The following is a 15,181-nucleotide window of genomic DNA, read 5'->3' on the forward strand; positions in this document are numbered from 1 at the left end:
AAATGATTATTATCGCGTTGATGAAACATCCAAACTTCTTCCTTTAAGATGATATTTAGGAAGATTATAATCAGGTGTAAACCCAATTGGATATCTATATGACTTCACTAATTTTGAAGAATTTGGAGATAAAGTAACAGCATCCCCTTGATTCCCTCCTAATAAGATAATTCGATGGTCGTCATTGATTCCTGCCACAAATCCAACATGAGAATAATTCATAATTGCTATTGCCCCATAAGCTGGTTTATTTAATTCTATTCCATAATGCAACCAAGAATATGCTAATGCGTTATTTGTCCCCACAATTCCAACTTGATATAAACACCAATTAACAAAACTGGAACACCAAGGTATCTCATCTTTATCAAAATTTGAATTAGTAACACTATGATATTCTATAATTCTTTCATTATGTTTCTTCCCTCTTACTTCTTGAACACCTAATTCTCCGATAGCAATATCCATCCAAGGAATTTTGTTGATTATTGGCATAGAAGCGATTATAGGAGTTTCTTGAAAATACCCAAATCCATTCGAAATGCCACAACATAGTTTTATTTCTTTTTGGGACAATAAACTCTTATAATCATAAGACTGTTTTAAACAAACTTCTAAATAATTTTGCATTTGGAAAAAATAAGCAGGAATTATATTTTTCAACATATCTAAGAATATTACCTCTTCAAAGTCCTCCTGTTTTAAAAATATCTTTAATAGGACATTGTAAGCCCAATATTCTTCAATATATAATCTTACCGTAGAGCCAAAATACCCTTTGTCTATTTTATTACCATCCTCATCTGCCCAATATGCTTTTAAATGAACTTTATTTAAAGTAGCACTTTTTTCTGAGTCTTTATAAAGACCAATAACCTTAACCATATAAAAATCCTCCAATTATAACAATTTTACATTTTTCACTTCTACTATACCTCTTGAATCAACGACACCTGAAAACCGTTTGAAAGTGCCATCATCAAATTCAAGTATAAAATTAACCTTATCACCTTCAGTTGCATGTTTTACTACAGCACATAAGGTAGCTATACCATTATGAGGAAATTCATTTATTCTTTGATGAGAATTTGCATCTTTCCAATAAACTTCAACAATTTCACCTACTGAACCCTCTTCTAAAACACGAGTAATTACTTTAAAGTTTTCTTCCTCCTTATATTCCTCCCACCAAAAGCCGTAAGTCGTGCTGACTCTCCTGTCCATTCTAACGGTTCTGTTTATATCCAACCGTGTAGGAGATATGAGGAAACGAGTAATCATAGGAGCATTTCCCTCCGCACTCATACTCTCCTCGTGAAAATAAAGGTACGCTTCATCAAAAGCGATTTCACGAAACATCATGTCATCCTTGGTATGAATTATCCGTCCGAACACAGGTATGGGTTCAGACCTTAAAAAGAAACTTTGAAGCGGTCTGTCCATATCGGCAAGCAGCATTTCCAATACAGCATTACTGCTATCAGATTCCATCTCTACATAGATGTCTCCACCCAATATCCCAGTAGTAGGTCTACCTTTCCAATCAATGTTACGATAAAAGCCATATTCATACCTTAATATATTATGCTTGTAACTATTTATTTCTAAGGTTATTTCAGAATTCATACTCTTTACTTTTATATGTTTAACATCATCAATCCCAAATATATAAAAAATCAGGAAGAATGATATTATCTGAGCGGATTATCTCTGTTTATCTGTTCAAGAACATAAATATCTTTCTTCCTGATTATCAGTATTAACGGTTCTTCATCTTGTCAGCTTCCTTTTTCAACTGCTCGGCTTGTTCGTTGAGCAGTCTTGCACGCTCCAACGCTTCCGCCTGTTTCCGCAAGCGGTATTCAAAATCAATCACCGAATCCGTCAGGCTTCGGATAAAACGCTCATTTCTCTGCCATTTGAAATTGTTCTCCAGCAAATCAAGGGTCGTTCCATCTGCCTGTCCCTGCATCAGTAAATAGCGATATTTTATATCGTTGTCCTGTAACTGTTGTATTCGTGTAACCAAACGAATGTTCAACCATATGGAAGCGGAACAGAGAACCAGCACTGCCGAAAAGATAAACAATCCCGGACGAATCCAAGAAGTAACCTTGTTGTAAATCCGTTGATAAAACGGTAAGGGAATTACACTTTCTTTCTCTGTCCTGTAAGCGTTCAATGTATCAACCATTGTTTTGAAACAACGATAGGTTTCCAATGATATTTTCTTGGTGTCCTCAATATGCTGCTGCTGACCTTGCATCCTGTTCCGTACATCGTCAAGCTGACTTTGAATAGTCTGCAACTTCTCCACAGGAACAGCCGGGTTATTGTGCAGCCTCGACAATGCCTGTTCAATCGCTCCAAACCGTTCGAGAGTTTCCTCCCGACTGGCTGGGGTTATTTGTGCTTCCTGCTTCTCTTTCAGTTCAGTAACCATTGAGAGAAGCCCCTCTAAAATCAGATTATCGTCCATTCCGTTTACAATTTAAGTTGTCTTTTCTTTTTCTTCTTCTTTTTTAAGTAAGGATTATAAGGGTCTTCATTTGTCGGATTCGGAGAAAACAAGCCCCCACAACCTGAAAACAAAGATGTACCGCCGTTCTCCCGGACTGGAGCCTGTTCCCGGACTAGTGCACCAACTTGTTGCCCATTATGTTCAGCGACGGTTACCAACCCCGTATCTCCGAAAAATCCGTCCAATTTGGAGAAACTGAAACTGCGGTCTATCTCTGAACCCTTGAACGTATATTCTCCTTTGGTAAAGGATATGCCCTGTATCTCATCACTCTTTCCCTTATGCTTGAATTGGATGGTGATGTCCTTTTCCGCCAACCGCTTTTGTAGCTGCTGCCAGTTCCGGGATTTTCCGATTTCATTCTTCACAGCCGTGTAAATCTCGTATTTCGACTTGTCCGGCTCTTTCAATCGGTGTTGCTTTACCTGCTCCTTGCCACCTGCGAAATAAAGCCCGTGCTTGGCTTTTAGCTTCTTGCATACCTGCTCATTGCGGTACATATCGTTTCTGTCCGATATGGTCTTGCCGTTGTTGTCTATGCGGTTAAACACGATATGCACATGAGGGTGTTCCCTGTCCTGATGGCGCACGATGATGTACTGCGTATCGGTGATTTTCATTTCACGCATATACTCCTGTGCAAGCTGTACCATTTTCTCATCCGTCAGATTGGGCGCATCCACTACCGAATAGCTTAGCGCAATATGTCCGACCGGCTTTTTCAGACCGGGATTCATCCCTGCCTGTGTGCAGAAACTGCGGATTATATCTCCCCGGCTTTCCGTCAGTACCCCGTCCGCATGAAGCAAAGCCGCCTGTTCCTTGCCCAGCACATAGTTTACACACCCCTTAAAACCGCTTCCCTTTTTTATTTTTCCAATCATCGGACAACTGGTTTATGATTTCGACAATCCCATTTTTGAGTTTTACCAACTCCACCGCTACAAGCGCAAACCCTCCTGCGTTTGCCCGATGTGCCAACTGGTTGAGGTTGTTGGCTTCTCCTGCCAGCTTGCGGATGGTGTCCGCATCCTGCCTGTTCAGACGTGGAACGACCTCTGCCGTAATAATAGCCTGCCGGACATATTCGCTGACCTTTACTCCGGCTTCTCCGGCTCGCCTTTTGACTGCGTAGTATTGCAGTTTTGTCAGCTTCGTACTGACTACCCTGTTCTGTCTTTCCAGTGTCTTTTTTACCGGGCGCCCCCCCGGCTTATCCTTTATCTCTGTCATACTTTTTCGTTTTAGATGATGTCTTAAAAATTGCGACCAACGGGAGAAATCTTCTTTGCGGTGAGCAAAGCAAGGTGGTTTCGGTCTACCGAAACATAACCTTGCTTCCCCTAAGAAACATCTGCCCGTTGGTCACGGTGTCTGTCTCCACAGGGTTAGATTCCCCTGCCTTTCTTCTGCCTTAGCACCGGATTCTGTCCGTTTTTCTGTTCCTGCTTCCTGCCGCACAGGTAATCGTTCAGGTCGGAATATTCCCGGTAATTGTGCGAGAAATCCCGTACCCGATAGGAGTATTCCGCTGTGATGGCTTGCGTCGCCCGGAAGCCTGCCTCGTCATTGTCGAGCAAGCAGTGGATGCGTTCATACTGCCCCAATGCGTCAATGGCTTTCGGAACATTGGCGGTGGAGTTGAGTATGACGTAATCCTGCCCGTTCAGATTGGGCAAGGCGGGACAGTTCTTTGTCCTTAGCGTGAGGAATGAAAGATAGTCCATAAAGCCCTCGAACACCAGGCATTTCTCCCTCGGTTCGCCCTGTTGCCGGATATGGATGATGTCTTTCGGTGCGATGCAGCCTTTGAAAAAGGAGTTGCGCACCTCGTAGCCGCCAGCCACATTCGGGAAACCGATGGCAAAGTAGGGCTTGCCGTCATGGGTGAAACGTAGTTCCCTACATTCTCTTTTTGCCAGTTCGGTATTGATGTACCGTTCTTGCAAGTAACGGAGCAATGCCGGATGGGTGAGGTCACGGACTTCCAAATGTTGAAAACTCGGTGCCGACCTTTGCTGCCGAAAAGAAAAACTGACCGGGCGGACATGCTGTGCCTGTTCTGCTATCCGGTTTAAGAGGTACGGCAGATGGTCGGAACAGTAAAGTTCCTGTGCCAGTGCGATGATGTTGCCGCCTTTGCCAGCCCCGAAGTCATACCATTGTTCCCGTTCTGTGTTTACTTTAAAGGATGCTTCATGTTCCTCCCTCAGTGGCGATTTGTACCATAGATTCGCTCCCTGCTGCTTGACGGGTGAATATCCCAGACTGTGCAGGTAATCGGTGATGGGTATTTTCTTTGCTTCTTCAATGTTCATAATGCAAACTTTTTAGTGGATGATGAATAATTGGGAAGTGTACCAGTCCGGTTTAGACCTTCATATATACGCCCGTACTGTACCGGACTTGATTGCCGGGAGTGACGGGAAACGGGAAGTCTGTTCCCCTTATATATATGTCCGAACTAAACCAAACCTGTTTTAGTAGTGAAAATCGGGATTGTAACGGTATCCCTTTCCTTCCTTTACAATCATACACTTGTTCACGAGGAACGTGTTCAATGCCACGAGGACATTGCGTCCCCGCTCGTAGCCGATGCTTGCATAGCCCTGCTTCAACGCCTGTATGACGTTGAAATAGCCCTGCACGGTGCGCTTGCCGAAACCGTTTTCCAACGCCGTGCGGTGCTGCTGTTCAGTCAGTTCCGTAAGCGGGAAACTTTTTTCCTGCTTGGGCTGCTGGAATACATAGCCGTCCACGACTTCGGGCAATGCGCTGTCGTTGATGCGGAAGGCGAAAGGTTCGAAGTCCCGGTCACGTATGTGCATCGCCTTTACCTCGCTGATGTTCCCGTCCTGCGTGCTCTTGGTTATTTGCAGGACGGTTTCCGCCTTGTTGTTCAGTTCCGTACCGATATGTCCCCTCGTATTGTCATCCCCCTTGTTCAGATGCAGCACGGTATGAATGTGCAGGTTGTATCCGCTTGACCAGCGCATGAGCAGGTTAATCAGGCCGGTCGATTCGCTGGGGCTGTTGATGTCATACATCAGGTCGCGGATGCCGTCAATGATGAGCAGCCCCACATCGGGCATGTTCTCCAGCATATACTCGATAATCCGCTTCCGCATGTCAGGGGTCTGTTCCCGAAGTACGATGAAAACAAAGTCGTCCCTGTCTTGGTCGGTCGGCAGCCCGGCAAGCCGCAGGATGCGTTCCATCACCTTGTGGCAATGGTATCTGCTCTGTTCGGTGTCCACATAAAGGATTTTCCGTTTGTCCGGAGGCAGGCACGCCGAATAGTGCAGCACCTCGTCATTGGTCAGTGCCGCTGCAACGATGGCGGAGATGTTGAACGTCTTCTTGCTTTTCGCCTTGCCTGTGGAGGCGCTGAAGTTGCCCAGCGTCCCGATGGTGGAGCCGTTCACCCAAAGGATTTCAGGCGGCACATCGTAAGTGTCCGTCACTTTCAGGCGGATGCTTTTCCAAAGGGCAGCAAAATCTTCCTTATTCATAATGGTGTCCCCTTTAGCCTCCGTGCTTTTCTTGTTTTCCATGGGCTTTACTTCTTTAAGGGATGGTTGAGAACATACTTCTGCGCTTCCTGCTCTATCTGCGTTTTGGTCTTTACCGGATTCTGGCGGAGCCATGCTTCCAGTTCGGACTTCTCAAAATAAAGCATCTTCCCCTGCGGCTTGTAATGGGGAATCAGATTGCCCGAAGTCAGCTTGTAAAGGTAACTTTTGGACAGGTTGAGGAATGTGCTCGCTTCATCAAAGCTAAGCACGTTCTTGGTTAGGAACAACATTCTTTCGAGTTCTTCCACTCGCATTTCCAAAGTTTTTTCCATATTGCTTGAAACTTTTTGGTGAAACAATATGAAGGTGCGCACCCTCGTTTTATTTTTGATGGAGCAAAAATCGGCATCCTCCAAAACATCAACACATAAGTTACGGGTAACTCACGTGAAATATTTTTGTTTTGACCTATGCCGACATGCCGCATCGTTTTGTTAACGGGGGCAAAGTTAAAGGCTTGGAAATGAAGTCTAATTGAGCTTTGTTTGACCGCTCAGACTATGCTCAACCTTTTTGCAGTTGCTTGATGTATTTGTCTATGATTTCGTATCCTTTCGGGTAGATGCACTTCACGTTGTCTGTCGCGCTCGACAAGTCGCTGCGTGTGAGGTATTTGTCTTTTATCTTGGCAAGTACCAGCTTGTTGTTGGCTATGACGGACTGCCACTCATAAGCGATATAGTTGTAGCAGCTAAGCTGCATCATCAGATAAGCCAGCAAGCGGTTGTTGTTGGACTTCAATACCCCGTTCAGTTTGCAGGCGAAGAAGTCCGAAAGGATTTTCGGGGTGATTGTCGTGGTGAATATGTGCGCTTCGTTGATACATTCGACCAACAGTTTGATTTGTTGCGAGGTAAGGACTGATTTGAATGGATTGGATTTCCCGACTATCTTGGTTGGCTCAGGCTGTGCCTTCTCTTCTTCTTTTGGCTGTTCTTCTGATTTCTCATCCAAAGGAACAGGGGCATGACTGGCGTTCTCCAGTTGTTGGAGGTATTCCAGATATTGGGTCTGCATGACAAGGCGCACAATGGAAGAAAAGAACGGAAGCTGCTCATCATAGCAAGTGGAAGATTGCAGGTATTTGTCCATATCAAAAGAAGAACATTGGAACGAAATATATTTTTTCCGCTCGTCAAGAGAGAGATTTTCGAAGAAACCGCTTTCCCAAAGGAAGTCCGGCATCAGTATGTCAAAACGTATATTGTGCAAGGCACGGTTCTTTTGGCATAGGGATACAAGGTTCTCGGTTACGTTGAAAATTTCTTCCCGGATGTAGTCTTTCATTTGTGCTTCCGTTAGGTATTCACGCTTTAAGGCAAGCGCATTAGTTTTCATCCCGTATTCATGGGCAACACATTTATCAAGTAACTGCTGTATCTTTTTGAAGTTGGTTTCTCTGAAATCTTCCATATACGTTGTGCATTAAAATCGGTTTGGGTTACAAAGATAAGTGATGGATACCGTTTTCAAAGCAAACAAAAGCAGGAGAAAGGAAGAAATATGCAGCATCTTCGTTAATAAAGCATAAATATAAGGTTGCTAAAATGGCGAAAGTACTCTTTCTTTTTCTTTTCGTCAGGAAGTACACTTTTAGTACGCCCGATAAAAAGAAAAACCCTTGATAATCAGTTGATTACCAAGGGTTTGAAGTACCCAGACCCGGGGTCGAACCGGGATGGATGTTACTCCACTGGTGTTTGAGACCAGCGCGTCTACCGATTCCGCCATCTGGGCATTCCGTTGAATTGCGGTGCAAAGGTAGAGGTTTTATGTCAAACTTCCAAATATTTAATGCGATTTTTTCATTTTCCCAGTGAAATTAACTCTGTTGGCAGGGTAGGGAAGGGCTTCTTGTTTGCGCGTATGGACATGTGCATCAACACGAATGCCCGTGTAAGCCGGCGCGGGAGGTCGCGGAGGCTTGCACGGGCAGCCGTGCTTTTAACTTTTGCTTTATGCTTGTTTACAGGCGATTACGGCTGTTTTCCGCTTCATCACTCTGCTCAGGGAGATGCGGGCGCATAGAAAGGCGCCCAATGAGCCGATGACGAACATGCCGCCCGTAGAAAGCATGATGTCGCCGATACCCACCAACGGAGAAACAATGCCGCCAAAAGCAAAGCCTAACGCACCCAATACCGCGGATGCCGTTCCGGCATGTTGGCGTTCGGCGTTCATGGCTAAGGTGTTGGACGATGTGAATGTCAGCCCCAGCATCACCAACAGGCAGAGCAACAATGTTTCGTAAATCCAAAAGCTGCACGAGGAACCCATCGCTGCCAGCAGGAGGATGGAAACGGCCAGCATGCCCTGGCTTCCGCGATAGAGTACCAGTTCCGGATGGCGGAACCTGACAGATAATGCCGCCGAGAAGACAATTGCCAGCGCATTGGCGCCGAAGCATACGCTGAACGTCATCGGCGAGAAGCCATAATGTTCTTGCATGATAAACGGGGCGGACGATATGTTGGCGAATAACACGCCCTGGGCAAACCCGAACTGCAGGATGTAGCATAAGTACTGGCGGTTACGCAAGACCGCACCGAAACCGCGGAACACATCTGCCCAGTCTGTTTTTCTCCGGTTAGCTGCCGGAAGTGACTCGGTCAGGTGGAAGCTGCCTGCCAGAAGCAGGATGCCTATGCAGAACAAGCACCAGAAAATGCCTTGCCAGCCGATGCTTTCCGCCAGCATCCCTCCTCCCATCGGAGCAGCTACCGGAGCCACTCCGTTGATGGTGCCTATGATGCCTAACATCTTTGCCAGTTCGCGTCCGGCATATTTGTCGGCGGCTATCGAGCGCGATATCACAATCCCGCTTGCCCCGGCTATCCCCTGCACCAGCCGCCAGCCTACAAACTGCAGGGCGGTCTGCGAATATACGCATCCCAGCGTAGAAACCAGGAACAGAAACATGCCGGCAATCAGCAACGGGCGTCTCCCGTACTTGTCGCTCAGCGGTCCGAAGAACAATTGCCCCGCCGCCAGGCCTATCATGCTGTCGGTCAAGCCCAGTTGGACCATCGAAGAAGATGTGTGAAAAAAATCTGCCATCTCGGGGAAAGTAGGCAGATACATATCGGTGACAAACGGCCCGAAGGCGGTAAGCATACCCAAAAAGATTAAAATAAATACACGTGAGTTTTGTCTAGCCATAAATTATCCTTTCTTTTACCGCTGCAAAAGTACCAAAAATGTCGCGTGTACCTCTCTTGTTTGTCACACCCTTTGGCATAAAAAAACATTCTATAACAATATGAGGGGAACGGGCTTTCCCAAGCATGCAGAGGACACAGAACTCCGAGGCCTGTGCAAAGCCTTGGAATTCTGTGTGCCCTTAAAACCAATTCTCCTTGTCAGCTATCAATGATTGTAAGCCGACTCGCCGTGTTCGTAGATGTCAAGCCCTTCTTCTTCTACGCGCTTGTCTACGCGGAGCCCGATGGTAGAGTCTACTATCTTGAACAGGATGAAGGTAATGACCGCGCTGAACACGATAGATACCACGGTTGCTACAATCTGAACCCAAAGCTGGTGCCAGTCGCCGTAGAGAGCGCCTTGAACGCCGTCTTCGCCCGAAATGAAGCGGGTAGCGAATACACCGGTCAGGATAGAACCGATGATACCGCCTATGCCGTGTACGCCGAACGCATCGAGTGCATCGTCATACTTGAATTTCGGCTTGACCGCAGCTACCATGAAGAAGCATACTATCGGCGTGATGATACCGATGCAGAACGCGCCCAGCAGGTCTACCGTGCCTGCCGCCGGAGTGATTGCCACCAGTCCGGCTACGGCTCCCGTACAGGCGCCGATGGTGGTGGGTTTCTTGTTGCAGAGCCAGTCGATGACCATCCACGTGATAGCCGCCATAGCCGTTGCCACATGGGTTACGAGGAAGGCGTTTGCGGCAAGCCCGTCGGCGGCAAGCCCGCTTCCGGCATTGAAGCCGAACCATCCCAGCCACAGGAACGAAGTGCCCATGAAGACGAAGGTCACGTTATGCGGCGTAATGGGATGCCCTACCTTATAGTCCATGCGCTTGCCCAGCATAATCGCCATGATTAATGCCGAAATCCCGGCATTGATGTGCACCACCGTACCTCCGGCAAAGTCGATGGCTCCCATTTGCTGCAGGAAGCCTCCGCCCCACACCCAGTGTGCCATCGGGAAGTAGGCAAGGATTACCCACAACGTGATGAACACGATATAGCCCGAAAACTTGATACGTTCGGCAAAGGCACCCAATATCAGCGCGGGGGTGATGATGGCAAACATGCATTGGAACATCACGAATACCAGTTCGGGAATGTTGCCCGCGGTCAGCGTATCCAGGGTGATGCCGTGGAGGAACGCCTTGTCGAATCCGCCTATCACACACGCCAGCGGGTTTCCTGACTCGGCAAAGCTGGTATCGAACGCCCAGCTATACCCGAAGGCTATCCATAAGATGCTGACCACGCCTACGATGAAGAGGGTTTGCATAATGACACTCAATACATTCTTCTGGCGCACCAAGCCGCCATAGAACAGGGCAATGCCCGGAATGCTCATCAATAACACTAAGATGGAAGAGGTCAGAATCCACGCTGTATTGCCCGAATCGAGCGCGGGCATATCCGCTCCGCTTGCCTCCTGTGCCAGCAGGGAAGGCGTGGAAATCAAAAGCATAAGAATCGCCGCGGCATACCTCATCCAGCATCTGCCGCCTTTTGTATATGTATCCATAATAAAATCTCGTTTAGATATTGTATTTGTATGACTTATGTGGCTTATTTCTCTTGTTCGGCGTTATAGAGCGCAATGTCCCCCCGTTCGCCGGTACGGATGCGGATGGCGTCCTCTACCGGGATGACGAAGATGCGCCCGTCGCCTATCTCGCCCGTCTGGGCGGCTTTCAGTATCGCCTGGATGGTTTTCTCTACATTCTTTTCGCGCACCACGATGGAGAGCAGGATGCGCTCTATCGAGCTTGTGTCGTACACCACGCCGCGGTAAATGCGGCCTTCGCGGGTCTTTCCTACGCCCCGCACGTCGTAATAGGAGAACCACTCGATGTCGGCATCCAGCAATGCTTGTTTCACATCGTCGAACCGTGTTCTCCGGATAATCGCTTCAATCTTTTTCATCTTGTATTTGTATTTTGTAGTTAGTACTTTGCCAGAAATGTTATCCCTCAATCTTTTACCTCTCGTTTATCCTATCAAAAACTTAAGCCTGCCACGAAATAGGCGCCTTCTGTTGCCGGGTTCCATATCGCCTGCGCAAAGACGGGCAGGGTCCACGAATCGGTGATTTTCAGTTCCTTGGTGGCTTTAATGCCTACCTCGCTCACGGCAAATCCGTTCTTGCCTCCGTTATAGAAATCGTTCTCCCAGGGCGTGGCGCCTACCGTGGCTTCCCAGTCAAGCCCGCCCAGACGGAAAGGAGCCGAAAGGGCGATGTATGAGGCATACGTGCGGTCGCCGTCCGAATTATACCCTACATTGCCGGCGAAATTGGTGTACCAGTTTACGGCAAGCACGCCGAAGTCATATCCCACTTGCGCCTCGAACGTGTGGTTCGTGTCGTGTGCTCCGTAATGGAAATACGCCGGTCCGTTGTTGAACCAATAGTCCGTTACAGATACGCTGAACCCGCCGATGCCATACCCCAGCGTAAGGTCGAACTCTTTCGTATCTGACTTCTCGAACCCTACCGACCCCCAAGCCGAGAGCGAGAACCCTTTGTAGGCGATGGAGAGCGAGGGTTGGATGCTGACATTCCCCAAATCTTGCCCGCGCCAGATATATCCGCTTACCAGGTCGGCTCCCACACTTGCTTCCACTTTGTCTTGTGCCGGAAGCATCGCCGGAGATGCTATCGCTATCGCCAATAGCATCCAGCTTTTTCCTTTAAACAATCTTTTCATTGCTCTTCTGTTTTTAATGCTACAATCTAATGAAAACTCTCTCATTCTATTTACCTTAAAACAATTTCTTTTCCCTTTTTCTGAGAGCAAAGGTAGAGCTTTTGGGCTTATCCTCGCACCGGGAATGCGCACTTCTTTATTGTTTTGTTAATAGAAGTTACGATTTGTAATGAGACGAGAATGTTTTGATTTCGATTTGAAACTAATATCTCTATATATGAAGACAAATGAAAGCGAATGATTTTGCGCATTATGCAAAAAGGAAGATGAATTGCGTGTGCGCTTTCTTTTTGATATGATAAAAGCCGTTTCTCCGTACGCTTTGCAATCCGTTTGAGCGGTTCGTTTCCGGTGTGCAGGCAGGTGCGTGTGCTTCTTCATATAGGTGCGGCGCCGGCGGCATATAGGTGCATGGGGCGTCGCATATACGTGTCCGGGCTTAACAAAGTTGGCATTTTATTGCGTGCTTTTAAAGGAAAATCGTAACTTTGCGACATGAATTCATGACACGAGTGTATGAAAGATACGAAACAGCAATTTGAACATGTCATTGCCATTTGCCGGGACTTGTTCGTCAAGAAGCTGCACGATTACGGCGCGGCGTGGCGCATCATGCGCCCCTCTTCGGTCACCGACCAGCTTCTTATCAAGGCGAACCGTATCCGGAGCCTGGAAGTGAAGGGAGTCAGCCTGGTGGGCGAGGGCATCCGTCCCGAGTTTATGGCAATCGTTAATTATGGGATTATCGGGCTTATCCAGCTCGAACTGGGCTATGCCGAGAAAGAAGACCTGGCGGAAGCCGATGCGCTTGCCCTCTACGATAAATATGCCAAGCAGACGCTGGAGCTGATGTTGAAGAAGAACCACGATTATGACGAGGCGTGGCGCAGCATGCGCATCACGTCGTACACCGACCTGATTCTGATGAAAATCTACCGCACGAAGCAGATAGAAGCCTTGAGCGGGAACACGCTGGTATCGGAAGGTGTGGACGCCAACTATATGGATATGATTAACTATTCGGTATTTGCATTAATTAAGCTGGAATTTGGAGAATAAGCGCCTACATACGATTCTTGCCGTGTGGATAAACCTCTGCCGCTTCCTGCTTGCCGCGGTGTTTATCTTTTCCGGATTCGTGAAGACGAACGACCCGTACGGCTTTGCCTACAAGATACAGGATTACCTGGAAGCATGGGGCTTGCTTCAAATCACGCCCGAGTTTGCTCCCTATATCGGTTCGATGGCGATGGGAATCCTCGAATTCACGTTGGGCGTTTACCTGCTCTTCGGCATTCACCGGAAGGCGGCATGCACGTTGATTCTGCTTCTTGTGGCGTTTATGACACCGCTCACGCTCTGGCTTGCCATCGCGAATCCGATATCCGATTGCGGGTGTTTCGGCGATGCCGTTATCTTGACCAATTGGGAGACGTTCGGCAAGAATGTGGTGCTGCTCATAGCCGCCATTACCGTGTTCCGCTGGAGGGATACCGGTATCAAGAAGCTGGTGACCGAGAAGGTGGACTGGCTCATCGCGCTTTATACGGTGGTTTTCGCCTTGCTTTTCTCCATTTATTGCGTGCGCGAACTGCCTCTCTTCGATTTCCGTCCGTATTATATAGGTATGAATATCAGGCAGGGCATGGAAATTCCCGAGGGAGAGAAGCCGACCGTGTACGAAACAACGTTCATTTATGAGAAGGACGGGCAGGAAAAGGAGTTTACCATCGACAATTTCCCTTCCGATTCTACGTGGACGTTCGTTGATGCCGTGACGCGGGTGAAAGAGAAAGGCTACGAGCCTCCGGTTCAGGATTTTTCCATCGTGTTGCAGGAAGACGGCACCGATGTGACGGAGGAAATCCTTGCCGATGATAACTATACGTTCCTGCTGGTGTCTCCCCAGTTGCGGAACGCGGACGAGAGCGGCATGGACCTTATCAATGAGGTGTACGATTACAGTATGGAATACGGGTACCGTTTCCTGTGTGTGACGGCTTCGCCCGACGAGGACATCGCCGTATGGCAGGACAATACGGGTGCCGAGTACCCCTTTGCCTTGGCGGATGAAATCACGTTGAAGACCATAATCCGTTCCAATCCGGGGCTGCTCTTGCTGAAGGACGGAGTCATCCTGAATAAATGGAGCGTGAACAACATCCCCGATGAATACCAGTTGCATGCGGCTTTGGCGGATTTGCCTATCGGCACGCTGGCGGTGCCCCGCACCTTGCATAAGGTGGCGAGTATCATCGGATGGTTCTTCGGGCCGCTTTTGTTCCTCACCCTGTGCGATTTGCTTTGGCTGGAATGGGGCAAGAAGAAAAGGAAGAAACAAATTATACATTAACCCTTTAAAACTTAAACAAAATGAGAAAGAACATTGTAGCAGGAAACTGGAAAATGAACAAGAACCTGCAAGAAGGTATTGCTTTGGCAAAAGAACTGAACGAAGTGTTGAGCGCAGACAAACCCAATTGTGATGTCATCATCTGTACTCCGTTCATCCACTTGGCTTCTGTAACTCCGATAGTTGACAAGAGCATCATCGGTGTAGGTGCCGAGAACTGTGCCGACAAGGCTTCGGGCGCGTATACAGGCGAAGTATCAGCCGAAATGGTCGCTTCTACCGGTGCTCAATACGTTATCTTGGGCCACTCGGAACGCCGCGCTTATTATCATGAAACCGTTGATATCCTGACCGAAAAGGTTAAATTGGCTTTGGCTAATAACCTGAAGCCTATCTTCTGCATCGGTGAAGTATTGGAAGAACGCGAAGCAAACAAGCAGAACGAAGTGGTAGAGGCTCAGCTGGCTTCTGTATTCTCGCTCTCTGCCGAAGACTTCGGCAAGGTTATCTTGGCTTACGAACCGGTTTGGGCTATCGGTACGGGCAAGACCGCTACTCCGGAACAAGCAGAAGAAATCCACGCGCACATCCGTTCGCTGGTAGCTGCTAAGTACGGTCAGGAAGTGGCAGAAAACACTTCTATCCTGTACGGAGGAAGCTGCAAGCCGTCGAATGCGAAAGAACTGTTCGCTAAACCCGATGTAGACGGTGGCTTGATTGGCGGTGCCGCATTGAAAGCCGCTGACTTCAAGGGCATTATTGATGCGTTCAAATAATCTTTTATAGGCAACGAGGTATCAGTTGACAAGTTAACAAGG

16 protein-coding genes and 1 tRNA gene are annotated in these 15,181 nt (G+C 47.8%); 3 read left to right on the plus strand and 14 right to left on the minus strand.

What is annotated here, in order from left to right; genetic code table 11:
- Positions 1 to 9: 9 nt before the first annotated feature.
- The 14 genes from BACSA_RS20470 to BACSA_RS12485 all read right to left on the minus strand — a co-directional run bounded on the left by BACSA_RS20470 (position 10) and on the right by BACSA_RS12485 (position 12,010).
- Positions 10 to 885, minus strand: a complete 876-nt coding sequence (locus BACSA_RS20470) for a TIGR02594 family protein (RefSeq protein WP_013618437.1) — start codon at positions 883 to 885, stop codon at positions 10 to 12.
- A gap of 15 nt (positions 886 to 900) precedes the next feature.
- Positions 901 to 1,626, minus strand: coding sequence for a type VI secretion system tube protein TssD (tssD, locus tag BACSA_RS12425; RefSeq protein ID WP_013618438.1), 726 nt, complete (start codon positions 1,624 to 1,626; stop codon positions 901 to 903).
- Positions 1,627 to 1,759: 133 nt separating this feature from the next.
- Positions 1,760 to 2,479, minus strand: a complete 720-nt coding sequence (locus tag BACSA_RS12430; protein ID WP_013618439.1) for a hypothetical protein — start codon at positions 2,477 to 2,479, stop codon at positions 1,760 to 1,762.
- Positions 2,480 to 2,484: 5 nt separating this feature from the next.
- On the minus strand, positions 2,485 to 3,405 hold the full coding sequence (locus BACSA_RS12435) for a relaxase/mobilization nuclease domain-containing protein (RefSeq protein WP_013618440.1): 921 nt from the start codon (positions 3,403 to 3,405) through the stop codon (positions 2,485 to 2,487).
- Positions 3,371 to 3,754, minus strand: a complete 384-nt coding sequence (locus BACSA_RS12440; RefSeq protein ID WP_013618441.1) for a MobC family plasmid mobilization relaxosome protein — start codon at positions 3,752 to 3,754, stop codon at positions 3,371 to 3,373. The genes BACSA_RS12435 and BACSA_RS12440 overlap by 35 nt, the downstream gene beginning before the upstream one ends.
- A gap of 155 nt (positions 3,755 to 3,909) precedes the next feature.
- Positions 3,910 to 4,839 (minus strand): toprim domain-containing protein, encoded by a 930-nt coding sequence (locus tag BACSA_RS12445; protein ID WP_013618442.1) that lies wholly within the window; start codon positions 4,837 to 4,839, stop codon positions 3,910 to 3,912.
- Positions 4,840 to 5,001: 162 nt separating this feature from the next.
- Positions 5,002 to 6,075, minus strand: coding sequence for an AAA family ATPase (locus tag BACSA_RS12450; protein ID WP_013618443.1), 1,074 nt, complete (start codon positions 6,073 to 6,075; stop codon positions 5,002 to 5,004).
- A 5-nt stretch (positions 6,076 to 6,080) separates the two neighbouring features.
- Positions 6,081 to 6,368: a helix-turn-helix domain-containing protein gene (locus BACSA_RS12455; protein ID WP_013618444.1), complete on the minus strand. Its 288-nt coding sequence runs from the start codon at positions 6,366 to 6,368 to the stop codon at positions 6,081 to 6,083.
- A 232-nt stretch (positions 6,369 to 6,600) separates the two neighbouring features.
- Positions 6,601 to 7,509: a hypothetical protein gene (locus BACSA_RS12460; RefSeq protein ID WP_013618445.1), complete on the minus strand. Its 909-nt coding sequence runs from the start codon at positions 7,507 to 7,509 to the stop codon at positions 6,601 to 6,603.
- A 240-nt stretch (positions 7,510 to 7,749) separates the two neighbouring features.
- Positions 7,750 to 7,833, minus strand: a tRNA-Leu gene (locus BACSA_RS12465).
- A 219-nt stretch (positions 7,834 to 8,052) separates the two neighbouring features.
- Positions 8,053 to 9,255: a multidrug effflux MFS transporter gene (locus BACSA_RS12470; protein WP_013618446.1), complete on the minus strand. Its 1,203-nt coding sequence runs from the start codon at positions 9,253 to 9,255 to the stop codon at positions 8,053 to 8,055.
- A gap of 207 nt (positions 9,256 to 9,462) precedes the next feature.
- A complete protein-coding gene (locus BACSA_RS12475; RefSeq protein WP_013618447.1) occupies positions 9,463 to 10,827 on the minus strand; it encodes an ammonium transporter in 1,365 nt (454 codons plus the stop codon).
- A gap of 44 nt (positions 10,828 to 10,871) precedes the next feature.
- Positions 10,872 to 11,228 (minus strand): P-II family nitrogen regulator, encoded by a 357-nt coding sequence (locus tag BACSA_RS12480; protein WP_013618448.1) that lies wholly within the window; start codon positions 11,226 to 11,228, stop codon positions 10,872 to 10,874.
- A gap of 74 nt (positions 11,229 to 11,302) precedes the next feature.
- Positions 11,303 to 12,010: a hypothetical protein gene (locus tag BACSA_RS12485; protein WP_013618449.1), complete on the minus strand. Its 708-nt coding sequence runs from the start codon at positions 12,008 to 12,010 to the stop codon at positions 11,303 to 11,305.
- Between the two features lie 516 nt (positions 12,011 to 12,526).
- Here BACSA_RS12485 and BACSA_RS12490 point away from each other — a divergent pair.
- The 3 genes from BACSA_RS12490 to tpiA are packed head-to-tail and all read left to right on the plus strand — an operon-like array spanning position 12,527 to position 15,139.
- Complete coding sequence (locus tag BACSA_RS12490; RefSeq protein WP_013618450.1) at positions 12,527 to 13,069, plus strand: DUF1599 domain-containing protein; 543 nt, start codon at positions 12,527 to 12,529, stop codon at positions 13,067 to 13,069.
- Positions 13,059 to 14,363 carry a BT_3928 family protein gene (locus BACSA_RS12495; RefSeq protein WP_013618451.1) on the plus strand — a complete coding sequence of 435 codons (1,305 nt, stop codon included), beginning with the start codon at positions 13,059 to 13,061 and terminating at the stop codon, positions 14,361 to 14,363. The genes BACSA_RS12490 and BACSA_RS12495 overlap by 11 nt, the downstream gene beginning before the upstream one ends.
- Before the next feature lie 20 nt (positions 14,364 to 14,383).
- The gene (gene tpiA / locus BACSA_RS12500) at positions 14,384 to 15,139 is read left to right on the plus strand and encodes a triose-phosphate isomerase (protein ID WP_013618452.1); all 756 of its coding nucleotides are present in this window, start codon (positions 14,384 to 14,386) and stop codon (positions 15,137 to 15,139) included.
- The last annotated feature ends 42 nt before the right edge of the window (positions 15,140 to 15,181 follow it).

It is taken from the genome of Phocaeicola salanitronis DSM 18170, assembly GCF_000190575.1.
GTDB lineage: Bacteria > Bacteroidota > Bacteroidia > Bacteroidales > Bacteroidaceae > Phocaeicola > Phocaeicola salanitronis.